The following is a 17,901-nucleotide window of genomic DNA, read 5'->3' on the forward strand; positions in this document are numbered from 1 at the left end:
GGGCGCGATGAGTTCACTGCTGCTCCTCACCAACGCACTCCAGCCGTCGACGGAGGTGCTTCCCGCCCTCGGCCTGCTTCTGCACAACGTACGGGTGGCCCCCGCGGAAGGCCCCGCGCTGGTGGACACCCCCGGCGCGGACGTGATCCTCGTCGACGGACGGCGCGACCTTCCGCAGGTCCGCTCGCTCTGCCAGCTGCTGCGCTCCACCGGCCCCGGCTGTCCGCTGATCCTGGTCGTCACCGAGGGCGGCCTCGCGGCCGTCACCGCCGACTGGGGCATCGACGACGTCCTGCTCGACACCGCCGGACCGGCGGAGGTCGAGGCGCGGCTGCGGCTCGCCATGGGCCGGCAGCAGATCACCGCCGACGACTCCCCCATGGAGATCCGCAACGGCGACCTGTCGGTGGACGAGGCCACGTACAGCGCGAAACTGAAGGGCCGGGTCCTGGACCTCACCTTCAAGGAGTTCGAGCTGCTCAAGTACCTCGCGCAGCACCCCGGCCGGGTCTTCACCCGGGCCCAGCTGCTCCAGGAGGTCTGGGGCTACGACTACTTCGGCGGCACCCGCACGGTCGACGTCCACGTACGGCGGCTGCGCGCCAAGCTCGGGCCCGAGCACGAGTCCCTGATCGGCACCGTGCGCAACGTCGGCTACCGCTTCGTCACGCCCGAGAAGGTGGAGCGGGCCGCCGAGGAGGCCCGGGCGAAGGCGGACGGAACCCGGGCGAAGCGGGACACCGGCGTCAAGGACGCCACGCACGACGCCACCCCTGCGGGGGACAGGGACGTGGTGGACGCCACAGCCCGACCTGCCAAGGGGTGAGTCCCCCCGCGTAGACTTCGCGCGTGGCCAAGGTGACGCGGGACGATGTGGCGCGACTGGCGGGTACTTCGACCGCGGTCGTGAGCTACGTCATCAACAACGGACCCCGGCCGGTCGCCCCGGCCACGCGCGAGCGTGTCCTCGCCGCCATCAAGGAGCTCGGCTACCGGCCCGACCGGGTGGCCCAGGCGATGGCGTCCCGGCGCACCGACCTCATAGGCATGATCGTGCCGGACGCCCGGCAGCCGTTCTTCGCGGAGATGGCGCACGCGGTCGAGAGGGCCGCCGCCGACCGCGGCAAGATGGTCCTGGTCGGGAACTCCGACTACCGCGACGACCGCGAGGTGCACTACCTGCGGGCCTTCCTCGGCATGCGGGTCGCCGGGCTGATCCTGGTCAGCCAGGGCCCGAGCGAGCGCGCCGCGCAGGAGATCGAGGCCTGGGACGCCCGGGTGGTGCTCCTGCACGAGCGGCCCGAGGCCATCGACGACGTGGCCGTGGTCACCGACGACATCGGCGGCGCTCAGCTCGCCACCCGCCACCTCCTGGAGCACGGGCACGCGGCCGTGGCCTGTCTGGGCGGCGTGCCGGACACCCCGTCGGTGGGCGACCCGGTCGCCGACCACGTCGAGGGCTGGCGGCGCGCGATGCAGGAGGCCGGCCGGCCGACGGACGGGCTGCTCTTCGAGGCGCCGTACAACCGCTACGACGCGTACCAGGTGGGCCTGAAGATCCTCTCCGGCCCCTACCGGCCGTCGGCGATCTTCTGCTCCACGGACGACCAGGCCATCGGCGTGCTGCGGGCGGCCCGCGAGCTGCGCATCGACGTGCCGACCCAGCTGGCCGTGGCGGGCTTCGACGACGTCAAGGAGGCGGCGCTCACCGATCCGCCGCTGACCACGATCTCCTCCGACCGGCCGGCGATGGCCCGGGCGGCGGTGGACCTGGTCCTGGACGACTCGCTGCGGGTGTCCGGCTCGCGGCGCGAGCGGGTGCGGCAGTTCCCGTCCGCGCTGGTCGTCCGCCGGTCCTGCGGCTGCCACTGACGGACCCCCGGGAGCGCCCCGTCTTTATATGGGGCATACACGCTTCTGCCGGGCTTCTCAGTCCGTCCTCATCCATTTCTCATACGCGGCTCCGAGAGTCGTGACCATGACGGATCACCAGCAGCCCCCGTACCCGTACTACCCGCCGCGGCCCCCGTACGCGCCGGTCTCGCACGCCGCCCCGGTTCCGCGCCGCCGGGCGAAGCGCGGCGTGGGCCTGCTCACCGCCGTCGCCCTCGCCGCGGCGGCCGTCGGCGGCGGCACGGCCACCCTCGTCCAGCAGTACGCCGCCGGCCCGGCCGCGGCCGGATCCGGCGCCGTCAGCGGCACCAACGTCTCCGCGGGCAGCAAGGGCACCGTGGCGGGCGTGGCCGAGGCGGTCTCCCCGTCCATCGTGGAGATCTCGGCGAGCGGCACGTCCGGCCGGTCCACCGGCTCGGGCGTGATCCTCACCGCCGACGGCGAGATCGTCACCAACAACCACGTGATCTCCGGCGCCTCGGAGCTGAGCGTCCGGCTGAGCGACGGCCGGAAGTTCGCCGCCGAGGTCGTCGGCACCGACCCCGGCAAGGACCTGGCGCTCGTCAAGCTCAAGGGCGCCTCGGGACTGAAGGCCGCCACGCTCGGCGACTCGTCGAAGGTGAAGGTCGGCGAGGAGGTCGTCGCGATCGGCTCCCCCGAGGGCCTGACCGGCACGGTCACCTCCGGCATCGTCTCCGCCCTCGACCGCGACGTGACCGTCGCGAAGGAGCAGGACCCGGACCGGGGACAGCAGCGGCAGGGCTGGCCGTTCGAGTTCGGCGGGCAGGAATTCAACGGCGACACCGGCGATTCCACCACCACCTACAAGGCGATCCAGACCGACGCCTCCCTCAATCCGGGGAATTCCGGCGGCGCGCTGATCAATATGAACGGCGAGATCATCGGCATCAATTCGGCGATGTACGCGCCGAGTTCCACCGCCGGCTCCACGGCGGCCGGCAGCGTCGGCCTCGGCTTCGCGATCCCGGTCGACACGGTCAAGGCCGATCTGGACGCCCTGCGCTCCGGCGGCGACAACTGAGCGCGCCCGGGCCCGAGGCCGGGCCGCCCGAGGAACCGGCGTGCGAGTCTTGGCCCATGACTGGTCCGGTGACTGAAGGCGAACGCATCCTGATCGTCGACGACGAGCCCGCGGTCCGCGAGGCGCTGCGCCGCTCGCTCGCCTTCGAGGGCTACACCACCGAGGAGGCCGTCGACGGCGTCGACGCGCTCGCGAAGATCGCCTCGTACGACCCCGAACTCGTCGTCCTCGACGTGCAGATGCCCCGGATGGACGGCCTGACGGCGGCCCGGCGCATCCGCGCCTCGGGCGCGACCCTGCCGATCCTGATGCTGACCGCCCGCGACACCGTCGGCGACCGGGTCACCGGCCTCGACGCGGGCGCGGACGACTACCTGGTCAAGCCGTTCGAGCTGGACGAGCTGTTCGCCCGGATCCGGGCGCTGCTGCGGCGCAGCTCGTACGTCCGGGCCGCCGGACCGCAGCCCGAGGGCGACGTGCTCTCCTTCGCCGACCTGCGGATGAACCTGGCGACCCGCGAGGTCACCCGGGGCGAGCGGGCGGTCGAACTGACCCGGACCGAGTTCACCCTCCTGGAGATGTTCCTGGCGCATCCGAGGCAGGTGCTGACGCGCGAGCAGATCCTGAAGGCCGTCTGGGGCTTCGACTTCGAGCCGAGCTCGAACTCCCTGGACGTGTACGTGATGTACCTGCGGCGCAAGACCGAGGCCGGCGGGGAGCCGCGCCTGGTGCACACGGTCCGCGGCGTCGGGTACGTGCTGCGGTCCGGCGGCGAGGCGTGAGCACGCGCGGCGGCGGGGTCCGCCGCCGGCTGCGGGCGCTGCCGCTGCGCTCCCGGCTGGCGCTGCTGACGGCGACGGCGGTGGCGCTGGCGGTCGCGGCGGCCTCGGCGGCCTGCTGGTTCGTGACGCGGGCGCAGCTGGAGTCGGAGCGGGACCAGTCGCTGCGGAACTCCCGGCTGGACTCCAGCCAGATCGACGTGTACGTGCTGAGCTGCGTGAACGGCAGGGCCGACATCCCGCTGCCGGCGACCGGCAGGGACACGGTGCAGATCGTGCTGACCTCCGGCAGGACGTGCTCGTACGGGGCTTCGCCGGTCCCGGTGCGGGCGGTGGACCTGGCGGTGGCGCGCGGCACGCTGGTGGACGTGCTGCACACGGAGCACGCCGAGGACGGCCGGGAGATGCGGGTCTTCACGTACCAGGCGCCGGTCGGGCAGGGCCAGGTCGGCGTGATGATCGCGCGTCCGGCCTCCGAGATCGACAACGCCATGGCGGGTCTCGCGTGGGTGCTGCTCCTCGTCTCCGGCCTGGGCGTGATCGGCGCCGGGGCCGTCGGGCTGTGGGTGGCGCGGGCGGGTCTGACGCCGGTGGACCGGCTGACCGAGGCGGTGGAGCACGTGGCCGCGACGGAGGACCTGACGGTGCGGATCCCGGCCGAGGGCGAGGACGAGGTGGCCCGGCTGTCGCGTTCGTTCAACGCGATGACGGCCGCGCTGGCCTCGTCGCGGGACCGGCAGGCGCAGCTCATCGCGGACGCGGGGCACGAGCTGCGGACGCCGCTGACCTCGCTGCGGACCAACGTCGAACTCCTCGCGCGCAGCGAGGAGACCGGGCGGGCGCTGCCGCGGGAGGACCGCCGGGCGCTGATGGCCTCGGTGACGGCGCAGATGACGGAGCTGGCCGCGCTGATCGGCGACCTGCAGGAGCTGGCCCGGCCGGATGCGGTGGCGCCGGGTCCGCTGGAGGTGGTGGCGCTGCACGAGGTGCTGCGCTCGGCGCTCGGCCGGGCGCGGCTGCGCGGGCCCGAGCTGAGCTTCGTCACGGAAATCGCGCCCTGGTACGTGCGGGCGGAGCCGGCCGGGCTCGAGCGGGCGCTGGTGAACGTGCTGGACAACGCGGTGAAGTTCTCGCCGCCGGGCGGCGAGGTCGAGGTCGTGCTGACGGAGGCCGGGGTGCTGACCGTGCGGGACCACGGGCCGGGCATCGCGCCGGAGGAGCTGCCGCACGTCTTCGACCGCTTCTGGCGGTCGCCGTCGGCGCGCAGCCTGCCCGGTTCGGGGCTGGGCCTGTCGATCGTGGCGCGCACGGTGCAGCGGTCCGGCGGGACGGTGGCGCTGGCCCCGGCGGAGGGCGGTGGCACGGTGGCGACCGTCCGCCTGCCGGGGGCGCCGACGCCGCCGCCGTCAGTTGTGGCGGATGAGGGACTCGACCAGTCCTGAGCGGGTGTTGGGGAAGTCCATGGGGACGATGCCGAGCCCCTTCCAGCCGCTCGCCGTGCCGTCGAGGAAGCCGTGGACGCGCGGGTTGAGGTTGTCGGAGTTCCAGCGCGGCGGCAGGGACGCCGAGGTGCTGACGAAGTTGATGTAGAGCCTGCCGGGCTGCTCGACGGCCTTGCGGAAGTGGGCCTCGATCTTGGGGTACTTGTCGTTGGGCAGGGCGTTCCAGTCGTCCTGGAGGGCGAGGGCCGCGCCGTCCCACCACTTCAGGCCCGGCAGGCCGCCGTTGTCGGCGATGAGGACGACCTTGCCCCGGGCCTGGCCGAGGAGCGGGAGCGTGTCGCCGATGCGGAACAGCGGGCGCCAGCCCCGCCGGTCGAGGTAGTCGGTGAAGATCGCGCCGAAGGTGGCGTCGGAGTCGGTGGAGTACTCCTGCTTGACGCGCATGAGGACGGTCTCGGACGGGTGGGCGGCCAGGAAGTCCCGGCAGGCGACGAGCACGTCGCCGAACATCATGTTCTGGTACGAGGCGCCGTGGTGGATGGCGAAGGAGCCGCCGGTGACCCGGCAGCGGATGTCGAGGAACCGGATTCCGGAGGCGAGCTGCTGGGCGATGGTGGTGTTCTGGCATTCGCTCCACCAGCCGCCGAAGCGGGCGCCGGAGTCGTGGGTGCCGGGGATCGTGAGCCGCTGGAGCGGGGTGGGGTCGCCGTGGCCGGCCATCCAGTCCTGGGTCGAGACGGCCGCCCGTGCGGACGGGGCCCCGAGCAGGACGGAGGCGGAGACTGCCGCGGCTCCCGCGAGGAAGCGTCGTCGGTCCATGCGCGGAGTATGACGCGTACGCGTCAATCCCGACCAGGGTCGTGCGGCCGCGAAAGGGGCGGCGGCCCGCCGAAACGGTCCGCCGCCCCCTGCGCACAGCGCCTTACTTCACGATGGTGATGCGGCCCAGCGCCGGCGGCGCCAGCGGGGCGCTCGCCGAGGAGTGGGCGCCCAGGTAGGCGGTGAACACGTCCAGGTCGGACGAGCCGACCAGCTTGTTCTTGTGCTCCTTCAGCACGGCGAAGCCGTCGCCGCCGCCCGTCAGGAACTCGTTCATCGCGACCCGGTAGGTCTTCGCCGGGTCGATCGCCTCACCGTTCAGCCGCACCGAGTCGACCACGATCCGGTCCGCGCCGGTCTTGGTCAGGTCCAGGGTGTAGGTGAAGTTCTTCGACACCTGCAGGATCTTCGGGGAGCCCAGGTTCGCACCGCTCACCTGCTGCTGCAGGGTGGTGATCAGCTGGGCGCCGGTCAGATCGACCGCCCACATCATGTTGGTGAACGGCTGGACGTTGTACGCCTCGCCGTAGGTCACCACGCCGTCGCCCTCGCCGTTGGACTGCGCGTACGTCAGGGGCATCCGGATGCCGCCCGGGTTCATCAGCGCGAGCTGGGCGCCGCCCTTGTCGGCCGGGGCCATGGCCTCCAGCTGCGCGTCGGCGATCAGGTTGCCGAGCGGCCGCTCGATGCCGATCGCCGGGTCCTTGGGGTCGGGCTGCGGGTTGTCGATGCTCGCGGAGATGTGCCCGACGGGACGGCCCGAGATCGGCGCGGCCAGCGCCTTGTAGCGCTTGATGAGGTCGCTCATGTCGTCGGCCGGGTCCACGTCACGGGTGACGACGTGGTTCGCGGAGGCGACGGCGGTGCGGACGATGTCCTTCGAACGGCGGTCGTAGGTCAGCGTCGTGTCCGTGTACAGCTTGCCGAACGAGGCCGCCGAGGTGACCGTGCGCGGCTTGCCCGCCGGGTCCTTGATGGTGCACGCGTACGCCTGGTGCGTGTGGCCGGTCACCAGGGCGTCGACCTGCGGGGTGACGTTCTTCGCGATGTCCACGATCGGACCGGAGATGCCGTCGCCCGGGCCCGGGCTGTCGCAGTCGTAGTTGTACGCGCCCGAGGCCGGCGCGCCGCCCTCGTGGAGCAGGGCCACGATCGACTTCACGCCCTTGCGCTCCAGCACCTTGGCGTACTTGTTGATCGTCTCGACCTCGTCGCCGAACTTCAGGCCCTTGATGCCCTCGGCGGACACGATGTTCGCCGTGCCCTCCAGGGTGACGCCGATGAAGCCGATCCGGACGCCGTCCTTCTCCCAGACGAAGTACGGGTCGAGCATCGGACGGCCGGTCTTCTCGTCCGTCACGTTGGCCGCGAGGTAGGGGAAGTCGGCGCCCTCGAAGGTCCTGCCCTCCTCGAAGCAGCCCTCGGTCGGGTGGCAGCCGCCGTTCTGGATCCGGGCGAGCTCGCGCGCGCCCTCGTCGAACTCGTGGTTGCCGACCGAGCTGACGTCGAGCTTCAGCTTGTTCAGCGCCTCGATGGTCGGCTCGTCGTGGAACAGGCCCGAGACCAGCGGCGAGGCGCCGATCATGTCGCCCGCGGCGGCCGTGACGGAGTACGGGTGCCCCTGGCGGGCCTGCCGCAGGTGGGTGGCCAGGTACTCGACGCCGCCGACACCCTCGATGGTCTTGGTGGTGCCGTCCTCGTTGAGGTGCGTGAGGCGGCCGGCCGAGCCGGTCGGCGGCTCCAGGTTGCCGTGCAGGTCGTTGAAGGACAGCAGCTGCACGTCGACGTACCGACCGTGGCCGTACCCGCCGCCGCCCTTGGTGTCCGAGGCCCCGGCGGGCAGCGCCGCGACGAGCGCGCCCGCGGTGGCGAGCCCCGCCCCGACGGCCAGCGCCCGGCGGACCGCCTTGTTCTTCTTCTGTCTCGTAGCCATGTCTCCCCTTTTGGGCCCCCGCGCCCCTTGTGCGGCGTCGCTTGACTCTCGGCCCAGCGATGCAGCCTAGAGTCAACGCGCGTAGCGCAACAGGGGTGGGCAGGTTACGAGGAGGTTGCCTCTCGCGTTCCGTCGCTTCGCCGACGGGACCGGCCGGTCGCCGTAGGCTCGTACCCATGACGATTGATCCGACGCCGGCCCTGGAGCCCGGGCGGCAGATCCGCACCTACGACGCGCTCTCCCCCGAGCAGATCGACGAGGTCCTCGACCTGCTCGCGGAGGCCGACCGCGTCGACGGGGTGCATGCCGTGTCCGAGCAGGGCCGGCTGTATCTGCGGCACGGCAGGCGCGAGGGCATCAGCCATCTCCTGCTCACCGTCGGCCCCGAACTGCGCGGCTACGCGCAGCTCGAGGACACCGACCCGATCGAGGCCCCGGCCGCCGAGCTCGTCGTGCACCCCGGCCACCGGGGCCGCGGGCACGGCCGGGCCCTCGGCAGCGCCCTGCTCGCGGCCTCCGGCAAGCGCCTGCGGGTCTGGGCGCACGGCGGCAAGGCGTCCGCCCGCCACCTGGCCCAGGTCCTCGGGCTGACCCTGTTCCGGGAACTGCGCCAGATGCGCCGCCCGTTGACCCCGCTCGACATCCCCGAGCCGGTGCTGCCCGAGGGCGTCACGGTCCGCACCTTCGTCCCGGGCCAGGACGACGCGGCGTGGCTCGCGGTCAACGCGGCGGCCTTCGCGCACCACCCCGAGCAGGGCTCGCTCACCCAGCGGGACCTGGACGACCGGATGGCCGAGCCGTGGTTCGACCCGAAGGGCTTCTTCCTCGCGGAGAAGGACGACCGGCTGGTCGGCTTCCACTGGACGAAGGTCCACGCGGAGGAGCAGCTCGGCGAGGTGTACGTGGTCGGCATCCTGCCGGACGCGCAGGGCGGCGGCCTCGGGAAGGCTCTGACCGCCATCGGACTGCGGCACCTGGCGGCGCAGCAGCTGCCGACGGCGATGCTGTACGTCGACGGGGACAACACGGCGGCGGTGCGGGTGTACGAGGGCCTGGGCTTCGCGACGCACGAGGTGGACCTGATGTACCGCACGGAGTCGTAGGGACGGACGACCGTAGGGGACGGACGACCCCAAGGGCCGGGCGATGGGGGGCGGTTGACACCGCCCCCTCCTTTCCACCACCCTTTCACTATTCGATTAGTGAAAGGGTGGTGGAAGGGATGGTCGAGTACCGCATCGACCGGCGCAGCGGCGTCGCCACCTACCTCCAGATCGTCCAGCAGACCAAGCAGGCCCTGCGCATGGGCCTGTTGGAGCCGGGCGACCGCCTGCCCACCGCGCGCGAGGTCGTCGAGGCGACGGCCGTCAACCCGAACACGGTGCTCAAGGCGTACCGCGAGCTCGAGCGCGAGGGCCTGGTCGAGGCCCGCCGCGGCCTCGGCACCTTCGTCCGCGCGACCCTCGGCACCGCCGGCGCCGCCGACTCGCCCCTGCGGGCCGAGCTGACGGACTGGGCGCGCCGGGCCCGGGCGGCCGGACTGGAGCGGGAGGACGTGGCCGCGCTCTTCACCTCCGTACTGGAACAGCACTTCAAGGGGGACGACCAATGACCGCACCGGTCATCGAGGCCGAGGGCCTCGGCCTGCGCTACAGCCGCCGCCGGGGGTGGGCGCTCAAGGACTGCGGCTTCACCCTGCCCACCGGGCGGATCTGCGCCCTCGTCGGGCACAACGGCGCCGGCAAGTCCACACTGCTCGCCCTCGCGGCGGGACTGCTGCGGCCCACCGAGGGCCGGATCGCCGCGCCCGCCCGGGAGCGGATCGCGTACGTGGCCCAGGACAAGCCGCTGTACGGGCAGCTCACCGTCGCGGAGACGCTGCGCATGGGGCGCGAGCTGAACCCGGGGCGCTGGGACGACGGAGCGGCCGCCGCCATCGCCGCCGTACTGCCCGCCGACGCGAAGGTGCGCGCGCTGTCCGGCGGCCAGCGCACCCGCCTCGCCCTCGCCCTGGCGCTCGGCAAGCGGCCGGAACTGCTGCTCCTCGACGAGCCGATGGCCGACCTGGACCCGCTGGCCCGGCGCGAGCTCATGGGCGCGCTGATGGCGGACGCGGCGGAGCACGGCACGAGCGTGGTGATGTCCTCGCACATCCTCACCGAGCTGGAGGGCGTCTGCGACCACCTGCTCCTCGTGCACGGGGGCCGCGTCCGGCTGGACGGCCCGATCGACGACCTCCTCGCCGCGCACACGCTGCTGACCGGACCGGTCGCGGACCTCGCCCCGCACACGGTCGTCTCCGCCCGCACGACGGGCCGTCAGCTCACGGCGCTGGTCCGCCACGAGGGCCCCGTCGAAGGCCCCTGGCAGACCGCCGAACCCACCCTGGAGGACCTCCTCCTGGCCCACCTCCGCACCCCCGAAGGAGCCCCCGCATGAGCCTGGTCACGCTGAAGGGCCCGACCTGGGTGACGGTCCGGCAGCACCGCAAGGCCCTGTGGGTGGCGCTGGCGCTCGCCGGGATCGCGGTGGTGGGTCTCGTCACCTCCCGGCTGTGGTCGGACGCCGCCGCCGAGGCGCTGCGCGCGGCGGGCTGCACGGTGAGCAGCGAGAAGCAGCAGTGCTTTCAGCCCACCCGCGACTACCTCGACGACCAGTGGGCCGTCCGGCACGTCGTCGAGTACGCGGCCCTCGGCATGCTCGCCCTGCCCGCGCTGCTCGGCGCCTTCGTCGCGGGCCCGATGCTCGCCCGGGAACTGGAGTCCGGGACGTACAAGCTGGCCTGGACGCAGGGCGTGCGCCCGTCCCGCTGGCTCGCGGCCAAGCTGGCGGTGCCCGGGGTGCTCGCGCTCGTCGGCGTTCCGCTGCTCAGCGCGGTCTTCTACTGGGCCTGGACGACCGGTCCCGCACACGACTACCCCACGTACTGGTACGAGCCGATCATGTTCGCCTCGCACGGCGTCGTGCCCGTGGCGCACACTCTGCTCGGCCTCGCCGTCGGCGCGGCCGCCGGCATGCTCGTCCGGCGCACCGTCCTCGCCATGAGCGTCACCGCACTGGTCACCGGCGCGGCGCTGGCCGTCCTCGCCTGGGCGCGTCCGGGCCTGTGGCCCGCCCGCCTCCTCACCGGCCACGACCTGTCGCTGCGCGCGTCCAAGGACTGGGCGCTGGACGCCGGCATGCTGACCGCCTCCGGCGAACGCCTCCGCTGGGACGACTGCCTCGCGGCCAGGCCGGACGGCGTACGCGAGTGCCTCGCCGACCGAGGCGGCGTCACCGACTTCATCGAGTACCACCCGGCCTCCCACTTCTGGCCCATCCAGCTCGTCGAGACCGCCATCTGCCTCGCGCTCGCCGCGCTCGCGCTGTACACCGCCTTCCGGGTGCTCCGGAAGCGGCACGCCTGAGGCGACCCGCAGCGGGTCGCGGGGGGCCTCGTGGCCCCCGCGGCCCCGCCCGCGGTCGCCGTCACGACATGTCGTCGTCACCCGCCATTCAGACGCGCTTGCGACGCTCACTCAATGAAGCCCGCCGTGCCCGACCTCCCCCTGGGGAGACTTCCCTCCACCACGGCCCGCTCCGACGCGCTCGTTCACCCCTTCGCGCGGAAGAATGGGGCCATGAGCCAGCAGCCCGCCGAGGTCCCGGTCCAGAACTCCGCCCAGCCGACCGCCCAGCCGTCGATCGGTTCCATAGCCGCGCACCGCCCGCACGCCGTCAACCCCAACGGCCGGGTGTCCGACCTGGAGCCCGATCTCGACGCCGACCCCGACGCCTACGAGGACGACGGCGAGGGGGCGGAACTCCCCCAGGGGCGGTTCCTCGACCGCGAACGCAGCTGGCTCGCGTTCAACGAGCGCGTCCTCGAACTCGCCGAGGACCCGAACACGCCCCTCCTCGAACGGGCGAACTTCCTCGCGATCTTCGCGTCCAACCTGGACGAGTTCTTCATGGTCCGCGTCGCCGGCCTCAAGCGCCGCATCGCCACCGGCGTCGCCACCCGCTCCGCGTCCGGGCTGCAGCCCCGCGAGGTCCTCGACCTGATCTGGACCCGCTCCCGCGAGCTGATGGCCCGGCACGCCGCCTGCTACCAGCAGGACGTCGCCCCGGCCCTCGCCGACGAGGGCATCCACCTGATCCGCTGGCCCGAGCTCACCGAGAAGGAACAGGCCCGCCTGTTCACGCTGTTCCGCCAGCAGATCTTCCCGGTCCTCACCCCGCTGGCCGTCGACCCCGCGCACCCCTTCCCGTACATCTCCGGCCTCTCCCTGAACCTGGCCGTCGTCGTGCGCAACCCCGTCAGCGGCCACCGGCACTTCGCCCGCGTCAAGGTCCCGCCGCTGCTCACCCGCTTCCTGGAGGCCTCCCCGCAGCGCTACGTCCCCCTGGAGGACGTCATCGCGGCGCACCTGGAGGAACTGTTCCCCGGCATGGAGGTGCTGGCGCACCACATGTTCCGGGTGACCCGGAACGAGGACCTGGAGGTCGAGGAGGACGACACCGAGAACCTCCTGCAGGCCCTGGAGAAGGAGCTGCTGCGCCGCCGCTTCGGCCCGCCGGTGCGCCTGGAGGTCGAGGAGTCGATCGACCCGTACGTGCTGGACCTGCTGGTCCGCGAGCTGAAGGTCTCCGAGTCCGAGGTCTACCCGCTGCCCGGCCCGCTCGACCTCACCGGCCTGTTCGGCATCGCCTCGCAGGACCGGCCCGAGCTGAAGTACCCGAAGTTCGTCGCCGGCACCCACCGCGACCTCGCCGAGGTGGAGTCCGCCTCCGCTCCGGACATCTTCGCCGCGCTGCGCGAGCGGGACGTGCTGCTGCACCACCCGTACGACAGCTTCTCCACCTCCGTCCAGGCGTTCCTGGAGCAGGCGGCCGCCGACCCGGACGTGCTCGCGATCAAGCAGACGCTGTACCGGACGTCCGGCAAGTCGCCGATAGTCGACGCGCTCATCGACGCCGCCGAGTCCGGCAAGCAGGTGCTCGTCCTCGTCGAGATCAAGGCCCGCTTCGACGAGCAGGCCAACATCAAGTGGGCCCGCAAGCTGGAGGAGGCCGGCTGCCACGTGGTCTACGGCCTGGTCGGCCTGAAGACCCACTGCAAGCTGTCCCTCGTGGTCCGCCAGGAGGGCGAGACGCTGCGCCGGTACTCGCACGTCGGCACCGGCAACTACCACCCGAAGACCGCCCGGCTGTACGAGGACCTCGGCCTGCTCACCGCCGACCCGCAGGTGGGCGCGGACCTGTCCGACCTGTTCAACCGGCTCTCCGGCTACTCCCGCCGGGAGACCTACCGGCGGCTGCTCGTCGCGCCGAAGTCGCTGCGCGACGGCCTGATCCAGCGGATCAACAAGGAGATCGCCCACCACCGCGCCGGACGCCCCGCGTACGTGCGCATCAAGGTCAACTCGATGGTCGACGAGGCGATCATCGACGCCTGCTACCGGGCCTCGCAGGCCGGCGTCCCCGTCGACGTCTGGGTCCGCGGCATCTGCGCGATCCGCCCCGGCGTCACCGGCCTCTCGGAGAACATCCGGGTCCGCTCGGTCCTCGGCCGCTTCCTGGAGCACTCCCGGGTCTTCGCCTTCGGCAACGGCGGCGAGCCGGAGGTGTGGCTCGGCAGCGCCGACATGATGCACCGCAACCTGGACCGCCGTATCGAGGCCCTCGTCCGGGTCTCCGACCCGGCCCACCGGGCCGCCCTCACCCGGCTCCTGGAGACCGGGATGTCCGACACCACCTCCTCCTGGCACCTCGGCCCGGACGGGAACTGGACGCGGCACGCGACCGACCCGGACGGCCAGCCGCTGCGGCACGTCCAGGAGATGCTCATCGACGCGCGGAGGCGCCGGCGTGCACAACCCTGAATACCCCCCGGACGCGACGGCGGCGAAACCGGCGCCGGGAGGGATCACGGCGAGACGGCTCACCGCACGGGACCTCACGGCGCGGGACCTCGCGGGCCGGGACCTGACGGCCCGGGACGTCACGGCGGGCGAGCCGACGGCGCTTCCGCCCCGGGGCCCGACGGCCGGGAACCCGGGCGGCGGGCACCCCGGCGCCGGACACCCCGGCGCCGGGGACCTCACGGCGGGCGAGGTGCTCGCCCCGTACCTGCACGCCCGCGCCGGTGACTTCCTGCGCAGCCTGAGGCTGCACGCCGAGAGCGGCGCGGACACGGCCGGGGCCGAGGAGGCCGCCCGCGCGCTGCGCGGCGCGGCCCGCCGGATCAGCGGCACCCTGCACACCTTCCGGGTGCTCCTGGACCCCGGCTGGGCCGACGGCCTGCGCACCGAGCTGGCCTGGCTCTCCGGCACCCTGGCCCTGGAGCACGCCTGCACCTCACGGCTCGTCCGGCTCGTGGACGCGCTGGCCCGCCTGTCGGGCGCCGGCGGCGCGGGGAGCGCCGGCGCCGACGGCAGCGCCGTACCGGCCGCCCGCGCCGCGGAGGGCGGCGCGCACGGTCTGACCGTCGGCGCGGCACGGGCCGGGGCGCTCCTGGAGCGGCAGCTCACCCTGGCCCGGACCCGGGCCCACTCCGCGGCGCTGCAGGCCCTGGGCTCGTCCCGCTTCCACGCGGTCGCCGACGCCGTGGCGCTGCTGGCCTCCGAGGTGCCGCTGGGCCCGGCCGGCTCGGCCCCGGCCGCCGAGGTCCTGGACGCGCCGGCCGAGGTCGTGGAGCGGCGCCTGTCCGACGCGGTCGCCGCGCTGCCGCTGGCCCGCGCGGCGCACCCGTACAACGCGGAGGCCCTGGAGCTCGCCGCCGGGGAGGCGCAGGACGCGCCCTGGCACCAGGCCCGGCAGCTGCTGCGGCTGCACCGGTACGCCCTGGAGGCCCTGCGGCATCCGGACACCGCCGCGGACCCGGTCCTGTACGAGGCGGGCCGCGCCCTGGACCGGCACCGGGACGCCGCCGAGGCCGCCGCCGCGGCCGCCACGGCGGCGCGTACCCCGCGGATCGCCCCGGCCACCGCGTACGCGCTCGGCGTGCTCCACGCCGACCAGCGGCACGAGGTCGAGGCGGCCCGCTTCGCCTTCCAGCGGGCCTGGCAGCGGGCCGCGGCGACCGTCTCATGAGCTCCGCCCCCGCCCCCGTCCTGGCCGCCGGCTGTGTGCTGTGGCGGCCGGCGGCGGGCGGGGGCGTCGAGATCGCCCTGATCCACCGGCCGAAGTACGACGACTGGTCGCACCCCAAGGGCAAGCGGAAGCGCGGCGAGAGCGCCGAGGAGTGCGCCCTGCGCGAGGTCCGCGAGGAGACCGGCCAGGCGTGCGCGCTGGGCGCCCGCCTGCCCACGATCCGCTACACCGCGTCGGGGCGCCCCAAGGAGGTCGAGTACTGGGCGGCCCGCGCCCTCGGCGGTGTCTTCACGCCCACCCATGAGGTCGACCGGCTGGTCTGGCTGCCCCCGGCCGCCGCCCGCCGCCGCCTCACCCAGGCGCGCGACCGTGACCTGCTGGACGCCCTGCCCGCCTCCGTCGCACGCTGAAGAGGAGGCGTACGGGGAGCGGCCCGGCGCACGCGCCGGACCGGCGGTGACCGGCGGCACCCGGCCTTACAGCACGGTTCACCTGCCGTTCACTCTCCTCCGTCGACCGCTTCACCTGTTCTGCCTAATTTCGGCCGTACGAGGTGAACGGCATGCGCCGTCACACCGACCCCGACACACGCCGCCACGGAAAGCCCCGGCACCAAGGCCGAGGCGGGCGGCTTCTGGAAGGAACACCCGAAAAGTGAAGCTTTCGCGCAAGAACGGGCTTCGCGCCTCCGCGATCGGTGCCCTCGTCGTCTCCGGCGCCCTGGTCCTGTCGGCGTGTGGTTCGGACGACAACACCGGCGGCGCCGACGGCGGCGACAAGAAGACGACCGCGGCGTCGAACATCAAGTGCGACGGCGCCAAGGGCCAGCTCCTGGCCGCCGGCTCCTCCGCCCAGAAGAACGCCATGGACCTGTGGGTCAAGAACTTCCAGGCGGCCTGTTCGGGCGTCGAGGTCAACTACCAGGCCATCGGCTCCGGTGGCGGCATCACCAAGTTCAACCAGGGCCAGGTCGCCTTCGCGGGCTCCGACTCCGCCCTGAAGGACGAAGAGGTCGCCGAGTCGCAGAAGATCTGCAAGGGCGGCAAGGGCGTCAACCTCCCGATGGTCGGCGGCCCGATCGCCATCGGCTACAACCTGAGCGGCGTGGACAACCTCGTCCTGGACGCCTCCACCATCGCCAAGATCTTCGACAACAAGATCACCAAGTGGAACGACCCGGCGATCGCCAAGCTCAACCCGGGCGCGAAGCTGCCGGCCACCACCATCCAGGCCTTCCACCGCTCCGACGAGTCGGGCACCACCCAGAACCTGGGCAAGTACCTCTCGACCGCCGCCGCGGCCGACTGGAAGCACGACCCGAAGTCGAAGTCCTGGCCCGCCCAGGGCGGCCAGGCCGCCAACGGCTCCTCCGGCGTCGCGACCTCCGTCAAGGGCACCGAGGGCGCCATCGGCTACTTCGAGCTCTCCTACGCCACCTCCAACAGCATCTCCACGGTCAAGCTGAACACCGGCGCCTCCGCCCCGGTCGAGGCCACCCCGGAGAACGCCTCCAAGGCCATCGCCGCCGCCAAGATCAAGGGCACCGGCTCCGACATGGCCCTGTCCCTCGACTACGCCACCAAGGCCGAGGGCGCCTACCCGCTGATGCTCGTCACCTACGAGATCGCCTGCGACAAGGGCAACAAGGCGGAGACCCTGCCGACCCTGAAGGCGTTCCTGAACTACACGGTCAGCGAGGAGGGCCAGAAGGTCCTCGCCGAGGCCGGCTACGCCCCGCTCCCGGCGGAGATCGCCGCCAAGGTCCGCGCGATCGTCCCGACCCTGTCCTGATTCCCGACCGGGTCCGGCCCGTCCAGCACCCCTGACGGGCCGGCCCCGGTATCCGGTGCACCGCCGCCAGGAACCCCCCGGGGTTCCGCAGACCGGAGAGTCCCATGGTTACGACCACGACGACACCACCACCGACAGAGAACGAGCGCCCCCAGGGCGCCACCCGCCCCGGAGACCGGATCTTCCTCGGTCTCTCCCGCGGTTCCGGCATCACCCTGCTGGTGATCATGGCCGCCATCGCGGTCTTCCTGACCTACCGCGCCGTCCTCGCCATCTCGCAGGACAGCACGAACTTCCTCACCACCTCCGAGTGGAACCCGGCCGGCGACCCGCCGGTCTTCGGCATCGCCGTCCTCGTCTTCGGCACGATCGTCTCCTCGATCATCGCCATGGCGATCGCGGTGCCCATCGCCATCGGCATCGCGCTGTTCATCTCGCACTACGCGCCGCGCAAGCTCGCCGCCCCGCTCGCGTACGTCGTCGACCTGCTCGCCGCCGTGCCCAGCATCATCTACGGCCTCTGGGGCGCGATCTTCCTGGTCCCGTACCTCGACGGCCTGAACAAGTGGCTCGACGAGTACATGGGCTGGACGTACATCTTCGACAAGTCCAGCGACGGCCCCGCCCGCTCCCTGTTCACCGTGGGCATCCTGCTGGCGATCATGATCCTGCCGATCATCACCAACGTCACCCGTGAGGTCTTCCTCCAGGTCCCCCGGATGCACGAAGAGGCCGCCCTCGCCCTCGGCGCCACGCGCTGGGAGGTCATCCGCATGGCGGTGCTGCCGTTCGGCCGCTCCGGCATCATCTCCGCCTCGATGCTCGGCCTCGGCCGCGCACTCGGCGAGACCATGGCCGTCGCCGTCGTGCTCTCCCCCAGCTTCGTCATCTCGGGCCACCTGCTCGACCCGGGCGGCGGCACCTTCGCCCAGAACATCGCCTCCAAGTTCAACGAGGCGAACGAGTTCGGCCGTGACGCGCTGATCGCCTCCGGTCTCGTCCTCTTCGCCATCACCCTGCTGGTCAACGGCGCGGCCCGCTGGATCATCGCCCGCCGCAAGGAGTACTCGGGGGCCAACGCGTGAGCGACGCACGCGCGGCCACCGGGCCGCAGACAGGGACGACAGC

At 72.7% G+C, this 17,901-nt stretch carries 16 protein-coding genes; 14 read left to right on the forward strand and 2 right to left on the reverse strand.

Features of this window, described 5'->3' with window-relative positions; all coding sequences use genetic code 11:
• The first annotated feature begins 7 nt into the window (after window positions 1–7).
• From ACNJ93_RS14575 to ACNJ93_RS14595, 5 genes are all read left to right on the forward strand, one after another.
• On the forward strand, window positions 8–826 hold the full coding sequence (locus ACNJ93_RS14575) for a response regulator transcription factor (RefSeq protein WP_418957846.1): 819 nt from the start codon (window positions 8–10) through the stop codon (window positions 824–826).
• Window positions 827–849: 23 nt separating this feature from the next.
• A complete protein-coding gene (locus ACNJ93_RS14580) occupies window positions 850–1,872 on the forward strand; it encodes a LacI family DNA-binding transcriptional regulator (protein ID WP_418957847.1) in 1,023 nt (340 codons plus the stop codon).
• Window positions 1,873–1,978: 106 nt separating this feature from the next.
• A complete protein-coding gene (locus ACNJ93_RS14585) occupies window positions 1,979–2,935 on the forward strand; it encodes a S1C family serine protease (RefSeq protein ID WP_418957848.1) in 957 nt (318 codons plus the stop codon).
• Between the two features lie 56 nt (window positions 2,936–2,991).
• Window positions 2,992–3,717 (forward strand): response regulator transcription factor, encoded by a 726-nt coding sequence (locus ACNJ93_RS14590; RefSeq protein ID WP_418957849.1) that lies wholly within the window; start codon window positions 2,992–2,994, stop codon window positions 3,715–3,717.
• Complete coding sequence (locus ACNJ93_RS14595) at window positions 3,714–5,156, forward strand: sensor histidine kinase (protein WP_418957850.1); 1,443 nt, start codon at window positions 3,714–3,716, stop codon at window positions 5,154–5,156. The genes ACNJ93_RS14590 and ACNJ93_RS14595 overlap by 4 nt, the downstream gene beginning before the upstream one ends.
• Here ACNJ93_RS14595 and ACNJ93_RS14600 read toward each other — a convergent pair.
• Both ACNJ93_RS14600 and ACNJ93_RS14605 read right to left on the reverse strand, forming a co-directional pair.
• Window positions 5,121–5,975: a phosphatidylinositol-specific phospholipase C gene (locus ACNJ93_RS14600; protein ID WP_418957851.1), complete on the reverse strand. Its 855-nt coding sequence runs from the start codon at window positions 5,973–5,975 to the stop codon at window positions 5,121–5,123. The genes ACNJ93_RS14595 and ACNJ93_RS14600 overlap by 36 nt on opposite strands.
• Window positions 5,976–6,078: 103 nt before the next feature.
• A complete protein-coding gene (locus ACNJ93_RS14605) occupies window positions 6,079–7,908 on the reverse strand; it encodes a bifunctional metallophosphatase/5'-nucleotidase (protein ID WP_418957852.1) in 1,830 nt (609 codons plus the stop codon).
• 176 nt (window positions 7,909–8,084) lie between these two features.
• Here ACNJ93_RS14605 and mshD point away from each other — a divergent pair, with 176 nt between their 5' ends.
• From mshD to pstC, 9 genes are all read left to right on the forward strand, one after another.
• Window positions 8,085–9,011, forward strand: a complete 927-nt coding sequence (gene mshD / locus ACNJ93_RS14610) for a mycothiol synthase (RefSeq protein WP_418957853.1) — start codon at window positions 8,085–8,087, stop codon at window positions 9,009–9,011.
• A 119-nt stretch (window positions 9,012–9,130) separates the two neighbouring features.
• Window positions 9,131–9,520, forward strand: coding sequence for a GntR family transcriptional regulator (locus ACNJ93_RS14615; protein WP_418957854.1), 390 nt, complete (start codon window positions 9,131–9,133; stop codon window positions 9,518–9,520).
• A complete protein-coding gene (locus ACNJ93_RS14620) occupies window positions 9,517–10,347 on the forward strand; it encodes an ABC transporter ATP-binding protein (protein WP_418957855.1) in 831 nt (276 codons plus the stop codon). The genes ACNJ93_RS14615 and ACNJ93_RS14620 overlap by 4 nt, the downstream gene beginning before the upstream one ends.
• Complete coding sequence (locus ACNJ93_RS14625) at window positions 10,344–11,315, forward strand: hypothetical protein (RefSeq protein ID WP_418957856.1); 972 nt, start codon at window positions 10,344–10,346, stop codon at window positions 11,313–11,315. Before ACNJ93_RS14620 ends, ACNJ93_RS14625 begins: the two co-directional genes overlap by 4 nt.
• 213 nt (window positions 11,316–11,528) lie before the next feature.
• Window positions 11,529–13,772, forward strand: a complete 2,244-nt coding sequence (locus ACNJ93_RS14630; RefSeq protein ID WP_418957857.1) for an RNA degradosome polyphosphate kinase — start codon at window positions 11,529–11,531, stop codon at window positions 13,770–13,772.
• Window positions 13,773–14,004: 232 nt separating this feature from the next.
• Complete coding sequence (locus tag ACNJ93_RS14635; RefSeq protein ID WP_418961407.1) at window positions 14,005–14,982, forward strand: CHAD domain-containing protein; 978 nt, start codon at window positions 14,005–14,007, stop codon at window positions 14,980–14,982.
• Window positions 14,979–15,392 carry an NUDIX hydrolase gene (locus tag ACNJ93_RS14640; RefSeq protein ID WP_418957858.1) on the forward strand — a complete coding sequence of 138 codons (414 nt, stop codon included), beginning with the start codon at window positions 14,979–14,981 and terminating at the stop codon, window positions 15,390–15,392. The genes ACNJ93_RS14635 and ACNJ93_RS14640 overlap by 4 nt, the downstream gene beginning before the upstream one ends.
• Before the next feature lie 244 nt (window positions 15,393–15,636).
• A complete protein-coding gene (gene pstS / locus ACNJ93_RS14645; RefSeq protein WP_418957859.1) occupies window positions 15,637–16,773 on the forward strand; it encodes a phosphate ABC transporter substrate-binding protein PstS in 1,137 nt (378 codons plus the stop codon).
• A 104-nt stretch (window positions 16,774–16,877) separates the two neighbouring features.
• Window positions 16,878–17,858 (forward strand): phosphate ABC transporter permease subunit PstC, encoded by a 981-nt coding sequence (gene pstC / locus ACNJ93_RS14650; RefSeq protein ID WP_418957860.1) that lies wholly within the window; start codon window positions 16,878–16,880, stop codon window positions 17,856–17,858.
• The last annotated feature ends 43 nt before the right edge of the window (window positions 17,859–17,901 follow it).

The organism is Streptomyces tritici (genome assembly GCF_048500665.1).
Taxonomy (GTDB): Bacteria; Actinomycetota; Actinomycetes; order Streptomycetales; family Streptomycetaceae; genus Streptomyces; species Streptomyces tritici.